General features: G+C 49.2%; 5 protein-coding genes. 3 read left to right on the top strand and 2 right to left on the bottom strand.

From position 1 onward, the window contains the following. On the bottom strand, positions 1-8,129 hold an 8,129-nt coding region (srfAA, locus tag ACWJJ5_RS17980), incomplete at its 3' end, for a surfactin non-ribosomal peptide synthetase SrfAA (RefSeq protein ID WP_454022592.1). A gap of 588 nt (positions 8,130-8,717) precedes the next feature. Next, the gene (locus tag ACWJJ5_RS17975; protein WP_016936795.1) at positions 8,718-9,080 is read right to left on the bottom strand and encodes a winged helix-turn-helix transcriptional regulator; all 363 of its coding nucleotides are present in this window, start codon (positions 9,078-9,080) and stop codon (positions 8,718-8,720) included. A 231-nt stretch (positions 9,081-9,311) separates the two neighbouring features. Here ACWJJ5_RS17975 and hxlA point away from each other — a divergent pair, with 231 nt between their 5' ends. The 3 genes from hxlA (at position 9,312) to ACWJJ5_RS17960 (ending at position 11,297) form a co-directional block, all read left to right on the top strand. Next, positions 9,312-9,947 (top strand): 3-hexulose-6-phosphate synthase, encoded by a 636-nt coding sequence (hxlA, locus tag ACWJJ5_RS17970; RefSeq protein ID WP_014304319.1) that lies wholly within the window; start codon positions 9,312-9,314, stop codon positions 9,945-9,947. Further along, the gene (gene hxlB / locus ACWJJ5_RS17965) at positions 9,944-10,501 is read left to right on the top strand and encodes a 6-phospho-3-hexuloisomerase (RefSeq protein ID WP_077721772.1); all 558 of its coding nucleotides are present in this window, start codon (positions 9,944-9,946) and stop codon (positions 10,499-10,501) included. Before hxlA ends, hxlB begins: the two co-directional genes overlap by 4 nt. 358 nt (positions 10,502-10,859) lie before the next feature. Beyond that, a complete protein-coding gene (locus tag ACWJJ5_RS17960; RefSeq protein ID WP_003156588.1) occupies positions 10,860-11,297 on the top strand; it encodes a NucA/NucB deoxyribonuclease domain-containing protein in 438 nt (145 codons plus the stop codon). Positions 11,298-11,310 lie beyond the last annotated feature (13 nt).

Raw genomic sequence — 11,310 nt, 5'->3', positions numbered from 1 at the left:
ATGACACCCTTCGGCTGTCCGGTCGTTCCTGACGTGTAAATCATATAAGCGAGATGATCCGCCGTTGTTTCCGTCTGCGGGTTCGCTTCATCGTTTTCATCAAGCGGCAGGCTCAGAATGGAGCGTCCGCCGTCAAGCAGAATCGTTTCACCTTTGTAGCCATCCGGCACGTCCAGCGCTTCCTGTGTGAGAAGAAGCTTGGCGCCGCTGTCCTGCAGAATGTAGCTGATCCGCTCTTCCGGGTAATCGGGGTCAATCGGCACAAATGCCGCGCCCGCTTTCAGGACGCCGAGTACGCCCGCGGCCATTTCCAAGGACGGTTTCGTTAAAATGCCGACACGTTCGTCAGCCGTGACGCCGCAGTCCATGAGAATGCGCGCGATCCGGTTCGCCCTTGCGTTCAGCTCGCCGTACGTCCATTTCGCGCCGTTGTATGCCGCGGCCGGCCGGTTCGCGTAGCGGGCGGCCGTTTCTTCAAAGAGACGATGAACCGTTTTGTCCCGCGGCACAGGAATTGTTTTTCCTTTCCATGCACCAAGGAGGGCTTGTTTTTCTGTTTCATTCACCAATGAAAGCTCAGAAAGCTTCGCAGCCGGATTTTCCGTTGCGGCTTTTAACAGATGAAGCCAATAATGCTTCCACGTCTCTGCCGTTTCCGGTTTAAACAGCGCGGTGTTATATTCAAGCACAAACGTTAAGCCTCCGTCTGTGTCCTCAGCCGTCATTGTCAGGTCAAACTTGGCTGTTTTTCTGTCAAACGGATGGTGCTTCAGCTCGATTCCTTCCATGACCAGATCTTCAGCATTTGCATTTTGCATTGAGAATACCGCATCAAACAGCGGATTTCGGCTCGTATCACGCTGCACCTCAACCTTTTGCAGAAGGTCTTCAAGCGGATAATCCTGCGCGTCAAATGCATGTAAAGCGGTTTGTTTTACTTCTTTAAGATAGTCCGTGAACGTTTTGTCCGCTTCCGGATACGTACGAAGCGCGAGTGTATTCACAAAAACACCGATGACGTTTGCGAGATCCGCATGTGATCGTCCCGCAACCGGCGAGCCGACAATGATGTCATGCTGTCCGCTCAGTTTTGAGAGAAAGGCGCTGTATGACGCCAGCAGCACCATGTACATGGTAGAATCCGTTTGTTTCGCAAGACTGCGAAGAGCCGACGTCTGTTCCTCAGTCAGAGAAAAGACCAGCTTGTCTCCTTCAAAGGTTTGCACGGCCGGACGGCTGTAATCAGCCGGCAGCGTCAATACCGGAAGCTCGCCGTCAAGCTCCCGAAGCCAATGCTCCTCCTGCTTGCGGTACTGCTCTGATTGAATAAATTTCTGCTGCCATACCGCATAGTCTTTATAATGAATCCGCAGCGGCTCAAGCGTTTCGCCGCCATACAAGCGGGACAGTTCATCTATCAGCACGCCGACTGAAGCGCCGTCCGAAATGATATGGTGCATATCAAACAGCAGCAGGTGGTCATGTTCAGCCAGCTTGACCAGTCCCGTTCTGACGAGAGGAAGCTGATCCAGACGGAACGGCCGGATAAAGCTCTGAATAATCTGTTCAGCATCTTCTTCAGAGGCTTCATAATATTCCATGTCGATATCAGCTTCCGCCCATATACGCTGAACCGTTTCTCCATCCTTTATGTCAAATGTCGTTCTGAAGGCTTCATGGCGTTCTGTCAGCTGTTTTATAACGGATTTCAGCTTTTCTGCATCAAGCTTTCCTTTTAAGCGGAGCACAGACGGCATGTTATAGCTTGTTTCAGCGCCTTCCAGCTGCTGAAGCACGAACATCCGCTTCTGCGGTGAAGAAACCGGATACGTTTCCCGCTCGGCCGCCGGTGCGATGCTCTCAGCCGCCTTCCGCTCAGCCCCTTCAATCAGCTGCGCCAGCCCCGCAGCCGTCGGAGAAGTGAACAGATCCTTTAATGTAAGCTGCACGCCGAATGTCTTCTGGATGAGAGCAAGCAGTTTCATTCCCGCTAACGAATGGCCTCCGATCTCAAAGAACTGATCATGGACGCCGACCCGTTCCATTTGCAGCACCTCAGCCCAAATATCCGCCAGTTTTTGTTCTGTTTCATTGCGCGGCGCCGTATATGACACGGCATTCGCTGCGGTCACATCAGGCATCGGCAGCGCCCGTCTGTCGATCTTCCCGTTTCCTGTAAGAGGCAGTTCATCCAATTGAATAAAGACGGACGGAATCATATAAGCCGGAAGATCCTTCGCCGTATGCTCTCTCAGCTCCCGGGAAGAGATTTCCCTGAGGCCGACAAAATACGCGCAAAGAAGTTTGTCACCCGCGCCTTGATCCACAGCGAGCACAATGCATTCCTGAATCTGGTCATGGCTTTGAAGCTGATGCTCAATTTCGCCAAGCTCAATCCGCTGACCGCGGATTTTCACCTGATGGTCGATACGTCCGATAAACTCGATATCGCCATTCGGAAGCCATCTGGCCAAGTCCCCCGTTTTATACATCCGTTCACCTTCCTTAAACGGATGCTTTACAAACTTTTCTTCCGTCAGTTCAGGACGGTTGTAGTAGCCTTCTACGAGACCTTCCCCGCTGACGCACAGCTCTCCCGCAATACCCGCCGGCTGAATGCGTCCGGCTGAGTTCATAATAAAGACTTCCGTATTGCTGACCGGTTTACCGATCGGAACGGAGAGCGTATCCTCTTCAATGACATCCACCGGATGGTATGTCGCAAACACCGTGCTTTCCGACGGGCCGTACATATGAAGCAGTCTTCCTTTTCCGACTGCCGCCAGCGCCTTTTTGACATGTTCTACAGACGCTCTTTCGCCCCCGAACATGATTTTCCGAAGCGTCGTCAGACAGGACGGCTCCATATCAACAAGCAGGTGGAACAGAGCCGTCGTAATCATCAGAATGCTGACGTTCTCCCGTTTGATTACACGGGACAGGCGCGACATGTCCAGCACCGTATCTTTCGGGACGATCACAAGCTTTGCACCGTTTAACAGCGAACCGAACATATCAAACATAAAAGCGTCAAAGACGTAGTTTGACAGACCGAGCACTGTGTCCTCTTCAGAAACGGTCAAATAGTTCGTGTTTTTTACCGTCCGCAAAATGTTGGCATGTGTGACGATGTTTCCTTTCGGCGTTCCCGTCGTGCCTGATGTATACGTGAGATTGGCAATCGTTTTGGAATCAAACGGCAATGCTGGATTGCGAGAGTCCTTTTCATAACTCGCCTCATCATCAGCAAGCACAATGACGCCTTGAAAACCGGCCTTTTCCGCAAGCGGCTTGAGGCTTTGCTGAGTCAGGAGCACATTCGCCCCGCTGTCGCGGAAGAAATGCTGAATCCGCTGAACCGGATGCTCAGGATCAATCGGCACATAGGCGGACCCCGCTTTTAACACAGCCATAATGGAAACAATCATGTCCATTGACCGTTCACATAAAACAGCCGCGGTTTTCCCGCCGCCTCCGACCGAAAGAATATGCCGCGCAAGCCTGTTGGCGCGTTCATTCAGCTGCTGATACGACAGAGTTTCCCCTTCGAACTGAAGAGCTGTCCGGTCAGGGTTCTTTCGGGCCTGTTCTTCAAAGATCTGCACGATCGTTTGCTCTTTCGGGTATGCTGTGCGCTCCGGATTGAACCGCTGTAATTGGTTCAAAGCCTCCCGTTCAGAAAGCAGATCATATTCGCTGATTTTCGCATCCGGCTGAGCTGCCGCGCGCTCCAGCAGACGGACATAGTGCGCAAGCATGCGATCCGCAGTTGAGCGCTTAAACAGCTTCGTGCAATAATCCAAATCGAGCGCAATGCCTTCCGCTGTTTCCCGGGCCTGCATTGTCAGATCGAATTTAGCGATATTGAAGTTGGTTTCATGAAGAGACAGCGTCAGGTTGCCGATCTCCGGAATTCCGTCCGAAGCATTTTGCAGACTGAACATCGTGTCAAATATCGGATGCCTGCTCATGTCCCGGGGCACGTTCAGCTCCTCGGTCAGCCACTCAAACGGATAATCCTGATGGGAAAACGCGTCCAGCACCTGTTTCCGCACATGACCTAACAAGCCGGCAAATGTCTGATCCTGCTTCACGGAGCTTCGCAGCGCAAGCGTGTTGACAAACATCCCGATAAGCCCCTCGGTATCAGAGTGATTTCTTCCCGCTGACGGTGTTCCCACGATGATGTCTTCCTGTCCCGAATACTTAGAAAGCAGCGTATAGTATGCCGATAACAGCACCATGTAAAGAGTGGCTCCGTTTTTCTCGGCAAGCTTCTGCAGCCGTTCCCGCAGCATTTTCGGCAGCTTGACGGACACGCGGTCACCTTCAAAGCTTTGCACCTGCGGCCGCGGATAATCAGGGAGCAGCTGAAGCACCGGCAGTTCGCCGCTGAAGACTTCTTTCCAGTACGCCCGCTCCTTCTTGTAGCCTTCTTTCGCCCGTTCCGCCTGCCATACGGCATAATCTTTATATTGAATGCGCAAATCAGGCAGCTGATCTCCGCCGTAGATGTCAGCCAGTTCCTTCAGCATGATGGAAATAGACACCCCGTCAGAAATCAGGTGATGCATATCAAACAGCAGCATATGGCGATTGTGACCGAGCGTTTGCAGGCCGATTCTGAACAGCGGCGCCTCAGATAAATCAAAACGGCGCACAAAGTCCTTCATGACCTGTTCATTCGTTCTTCCGCGCGCTTCGATCATTTCAATATGAAACGGAACATGTTCGTGAATCACCTGTCTCGGCGTGCCGTCCTCTGATTGAAACGATGTTCTGAGCGCTTCATGCCTGCTGATTAAGGCAGAAAATGCACGCTCAAGCTTTTCACGGTCTAAAGCGCCCTCAATCATGGCCGCAGCCGGCATGTTATATCCGACTCCCGCGTCTTCAAATTGGCTCGCGATATAAGTCCGCTGCTGAGCGAGCGAAAGCGGATAGCTCGCCTGCTTCTCAGCCGGCTCAATCGCACTGAATGCCTGTCCTTCGTTTCGGTTTTCCGCATAATCGGCAAGCGCCGCAATCGTCGGATGCTCAAACAAGTATTGCAGCGGAATTTCAACGCCCATTTGCTTATGAATTTTCGTCAGAAGCGTCATCGCCTTTAATGAATGACCGCCTGACTCGAAGAAATGATCATAAATGCCCGCCTTATCCATTCCGAGGACTTCCTGCCAGATGACGGTGAGCGTTTCCTCCGTTTCATTTCTCGGCGCGGCATATTCGGATGAGCTGACAGCCTGCACATCGAGCGCAAACAGCTTTTTGCGGTCTGCCTTACCGCTCGGCGTGAGCGGAATTTCGTCCGTTTTTGTAAAGTAAGCGGGCACCATGTAATCTGGAAGGTGCTTGGACACATACTCCCTGTACTCGGCAGGGTGAAACTCGGTTCCTTTTTCCTGAACGATATATGCGCAAACATCTAAGCTGCCCTGCTGATCCGGCCGTGCCAGCACGACGGCCTGCGCCGCGCCCGGAGCTTTTCTGAGCACCGTTTCAATTTCTCCCAGCTCAATACGGTAGCCGCGGACTTTCACCTGATCATCTTCACGGCCGATATATTCGATCGTCCCGTCCGGCAGCCAGCGCGCCATATCACCCGTGCGGTACATGCGGCCGCTTCCGTTAAACGGGTCTTGCAAAAACTTCTCTGCGGTCAAATCCGGAAGATTTAAATAGCCGCGGCCTACACCGTCACCCGCGATATACAGCTCACCGGCCGTGCCGTCGGGCTGAAGCCGCTGGTGCTTATCCAATATATACAGACGGGCGTTGCCGAGCGGTTTTCCGATCGGAACGTACGCCGCCTGTTGATTCATTCCGTTATCGGCTGACACCTGATGCACGGACGCATCTACGCACGTTTCTGTCGGCCCGTACACATTCGTCAGACGCGGCGCCCTGCCCGATTGATGAAAGAGCGTCATCAGCTGTTCAGCAACAGCGGCGGACAGGCCCTCTCCCCCAATGAGCATGTGGCGCAATTCAATTCCGCTGACATCTCCCGCCGCAACCATCATCTGCAGATGCGCAGGGGTTCCGTCAGTGGCTTCAATCCGGTTTTGACGATAATAGTCCAGCAGTGCCGAGCCATTCGTTACAGTCGTTTTCGGCACGATATAAAGCGTCTGTCCCAAAAGAAGCGAGGCAAAAATCTGTTTGACGGACGCATCAAAATGAAACGGAGCCAAAAGCGCCATTCTTAATGTCTGCTCACCGCATTGATAAATCTCCTGCTGCAGTGATTGCACCAGATGATGAACTTGCCGGTGCTCAATCATCACGCCTTTCGGCCGCCCGGTTGTACCTGACGTGTAGATGATGTAAGCCAGCCGGTCTGATTGTGTGCTGACACCGTCCGCAGCCGTTTCAAACTGAACAGCCTCGTCAAAATCAATCGGTTCGGCATCCGATACAGGCGCCTGTATTCCGGCCTCCGTCAAAACAGCCTTCGCTCCGCTGTCCTCCAAAATGTACTGAATCCGATCCGCCGGAAAATCAGGATCTATCGGCACATAGGCGCCGCCCGCTTTCAAAATTCCCAATATTGCCGCAATGACACGCTCAGAACGGCCAAGCAGCACCGCGACAGGAGTATCGGCTGATATCCCGGCTTTAAGAAGGCGTCCGGCAATTCGGCCTGACTGTTCATGCAATGTGCGATAGGACAATGTTCGGTCTTCATACACCACCGCCGGTTTGTCAGACAGTGACTTCACTTTCTCTTCAAACAGCCCCGGTATCGTCATCTCCCCGCGGTAATTCACCGGATTGCCGGAGGCCCGTGTCAGCAGCCGCTCTTTCTCGGATTCAGAAAGAAGAGTAAGCTCATCAATTATGCGATCAGGAGATGAAATCGCATCTTCAATCAGCGTGATCAAACGTTCAGAAACAGATACAATCTCCTCTCCCTTGAATATGTCGCTGCGATAGTCAAAATCAATCGTCAATTTCCCAGTGTCCCATCGTTCCTTCACATGAATCGAAATATCATTTGTACCGCTTCCGCTGAAAATAGGGTCTGTCAGGAAGGACAGATTCTCTTTTTTCTGCCACTGCATCACCTGGTACTCCAGAGATACCGTAAACAATCTGCTCAGCGAACTTTTCGAAGCGCGCAAATCATTGACAAGCAGGTTATACGGATACTTTTGGTGGCGGAGAATTTTCATCAGATCCTTCATCCGGCCTTTAACGAATTCCAAGAACGACTGTCCTCCGTCAACGCTTGTCCGCACAGGCACCGTAGATACGAACATCCCGAGCATCTGCTTTTCTTTCGCATTCGTCCGGTTTCCCATAAACGTACCTGTGACAACGTCATCCCGGCCGGTCACTTTGTAGAGATAAGTGATCAGAGCTGATTGGAACAGAGATAGTACGCTGACTTTATGCTCCTCGCAGAATGAATGAATGCGGCCATATAAGTCGTGAGGAATTTCTTGAGAAAACCGTTTCGCATCAAGACCCGCATCTGCCTGGCTCCGTTTCAGGGACACAAGCTCCGGCACGGTCTCAAACTGCCCGTTCCAAAAATCCCGATCCTTTTTAAACCGCTTCGACTGCACATATTCCTGCTCAGTCAGCACATGCTCGATAAAGGAAGGAATCTCCGTCTGTTCCTCACTTGATCCGCCCGAAAGCTCCAAATAAATATCAGTAATCGCATTGCCCAGAATCGTCATGGAAATCCCGTCTGAAATAACGTGATGCACATTAACGTAGAACCAGACCTCATTTTCGCTGATGGTATACACGGAAAAACGGAATAAATCCTGATCATATAATGCCAGAGGCTTGCTTGCCTCGTCACGTCCCCATTTTGACAGCTCTTCCGCAGAGCAGCCTGCTTGCCTGATGTCTGTATGTTCGATAGTCAGCGGACGGTATTCGCTCACATATTGAACGGGCTCCCCCTCATCATCAAGCCGCAGACGGATTCTCATCGACTCATACCGCCGGACGAATTCCTGTATCGCTTTCTCAACGTAATGAGCCTGTACGCCGTCATCAGAAATGAGTTTCCCGAACCCGGCAAGATTTGAAATACTTGTGTTCGGATAGAATTTTTCTGTATACCAGATACGTTTTTGAGCATTTGTTAAAGGATAAAAAGTTATTTCCATATGTGTGCGCCTCCCCTTTTTAAGATAAAATTGTCAATTCTCCCTTAGAAACAGCCTCCCTCAATGTCCCTAACTCATTATCAAGCCAAAAGAACCACTTACCTCCAAAACGATCCCGATTCAATCACCGCCGAAATCCGCAATCCACTCACCCGCACAGTCCGAAATGCGGCTCAAATTTATGAGAAATCAAGACAAGAATCCAATGTTTGTAAGCAACAGGGTTTACCTATTTCTTCATGAATTACTATATATCTACTTACGTTCACTTTATATGAAATTATTGTTTTTATCACCGAAAAATGGGTGAAAAGTTTCATTCGGCACACCGAAAAAAATTCCGACAATTCCAGAGGGTATTTTGCGGCATCCCGCAATTTATTTTTAAAAATATTATTTATGTAAAATTAAAAATCTTTAAACTATAGTATAAATCTTTCGAATATCCAGTTATGGCAGAATGAAAATAGTTTTCATATATTAGCTGATGGGAAAAAAACAGCGCAAGAACCGAAACAGGAGATTTAATCGTTCGCAATATGATTTCATTAAACCGCAAAAAAAGCACTCTATTTTACATAGAGCGCTTCAAAAAGATTCCTTTATTGCAGTTTTATCAATGTTGATTAATTCCATATATTCTTTTCCCCACTTATACATGGCGTCCAAAATCGGCATAAGGGTCTCTCCTTGCTCCGTTAATGAGTACTCCACTTTCGGAGGGACGACAGGGTAAACTTCCCTGTGAACGATCAGATCCTGCTCCAGCTCCCTGAGCTGATTCACAAGAATTTTGTGCGTAATATCCGGAATTAAAGCTTTCAGCTCATTAAAACGCTTTGTCCCTTCTTTTCCCAGGTGCCACATAATCAGCATTTTCCACTTCCCGCCTATCACGGCAAGCGTCAATTCCTTTTCGCAATTAAACGTTTTCTTATCCATTCGGCTCACGGGCCATTCTCCTTCCTCTTACTTTTTGTACGTTCGTCATCTATTCATACACGCTTACTTTTTTACACAACTTTCATCAGTTTATACTACCACGCAGTTTTGCTGAAACAAAGCGCATTGCCTGCGGGGACAGTATCCTCAAAGTAACTATTAGACTTCAAAGTGCGTACTTCTCAATATGCGGGGCACTCTATAGAATGTAAATACACGAAAAAGAGGAGTGGATATAAAGTGGAATTACAGCTGGCATTAGACTTAGTGAATATCCCGGAAGCAATTGAACTTGTGAAAGAGGTCGAACAATATATAGATGTTGTAGAAATCGGCACTCCCGTTGTCATTAATGAAGGCCTGAAAGCCGTACAGGAAATGAAATCAGCCTTTCCTCACTTGAAAGTGCTTGCCGATCTTAAAATCATGGATGCAGGCGGCTACGAGATCATGAAAGCGGCAGAAGCGGGCGCCGACATCATCACCGTTTTAGGAGCGACAGACGACTCAACGATCAAAGGGGCGGTTGCCGAAGCAAAAAAACAGCAGAAAAAAATTCTCGTCGACATGATTAACGTAAAAAACCTTGAAACACGTGCAAAAGAAATTGACCAACTCGGTGTTGATTATATTTGTGTTCACACAGGTTATGATCTTCAAGCAGAAGGAAAGAATTCATTCGAGGAACTGACGGCGATTAAAAAAGCGGTCAAGAGCGCTAAAACCGCAATTGCCGGGGGCATTAAACTTGATACGCTTCCTGAAGCCATCAAACAAAACCCAGATTTAATCATTGTCGGCGGAGGCATTACGGGAGCTGACAATAAAGCGGATGCTGCTGCTAAAATGAAACAGCTGATTTCACAAGGATCATGAAAACGACTGAATACTTACATGAAATACTCAATGAAATATCCCGCACCGCAGCATTAATAGCCGACAGTGAAGCTGACAAGCTTGCGGATCAGATTTTATCGGCAGATCAAATCTTCACGTCCGGAGCGGGACGTTCCGGCTTTATGGCTAAAGCGTTCGCCATGAGGATGATGCACATCGGCCTGAACGCTTACATCGTCGGTGAGACGCTTACCCCTCCCCTCCAAGAAGGCGGTCTCGTCATCATCGGCTCAGGCTCAGGCGAAACAAAAAGTCTGCTTCATACGGCTGAAAAAGCCAAAAGCCTTAACGGCATCATCACTGCATTAACGATTAACCCCGATTCAAGTCTCGGCAAACTTGCGGATCTTACGATAACGATTCCCGGCTCTCCTAAGGAAGAGACCGGCGGAGACAGAAAGACGATTCAGCCGATGGGTTCTTTATTCGAACAAACTCTTCTGCTGTTTTACGATGCGGTTATTCTAAAAATCATGGAGAAAAAAGAATTAAATTCAGCAGACATGTTTACAAAACATGCGAATCTGGAATGATTTGCTGACGGCCTTCTTATCAGATGGCCGTCTTTTTATCGTCTTGTTGCGCACGGTCATGCAAGCCAAGGTTTTCGGGTCGGACACTCGCAGACGAAGATATCCTGCCGGTGAGCTTATCGCTATAATAAGTCAATTGACGATACGGCCGCAACCGTTCATTTCTGAATAGGGAAACGGCAAAAAACACTTTCTGATCGGATATTTAATGAATAAAATTGATTTGTGCGGATGGTTTTACAGATATTCAGCTGAATTGCGGCTGAGAAATATATTTTAACAGCTTTACAGCCGGCCGATTCTGCTTTATTCTTGGACCAGCTTTACAGCAATTTAAAACTGGAGGTGATTGATACTCTTGAAAACATTAAAAGCACTGCTGCTTGTTCTTATCATCATTGCCGGAGCAGTCGCGGCCCTGATCAAGGGTGATCTTTTCTCAGATAACGAGCAGACCGTTCAGAAGAGTGATTACGACAAAGTAATCCTATTTCCGTCCGATCGATATCCGGAAACAGCAAAGCATATTAAGGACGCGATAAAAGAAGGGCATTCCAGCATATGCACCATTGACAGAGACGGAGTACATAAGCGGCGTGAGCAATCTCTTAAACATGTGCCTGTCAAAACGGGATACGATAGGGATGAATGGCCGATGGCGGTTTGTAAACAGGGCGGAAACAATGCCTCCGTAGAATATATTTCTCCGGCAGACAACCGCGGAGCCGGCTCTTGGGTCGGACACCAGCTTACCAATGATCCCGACGGAACGAGAGTATTATTTAAAATCAAGTAAAAAACAGGAGGAA

The organism is Bacillus sp. JK74 (assembly GCF_053663395.1).
This window is presented reverse-complemented; position numbering and strand designations above follow the sequence as displayed.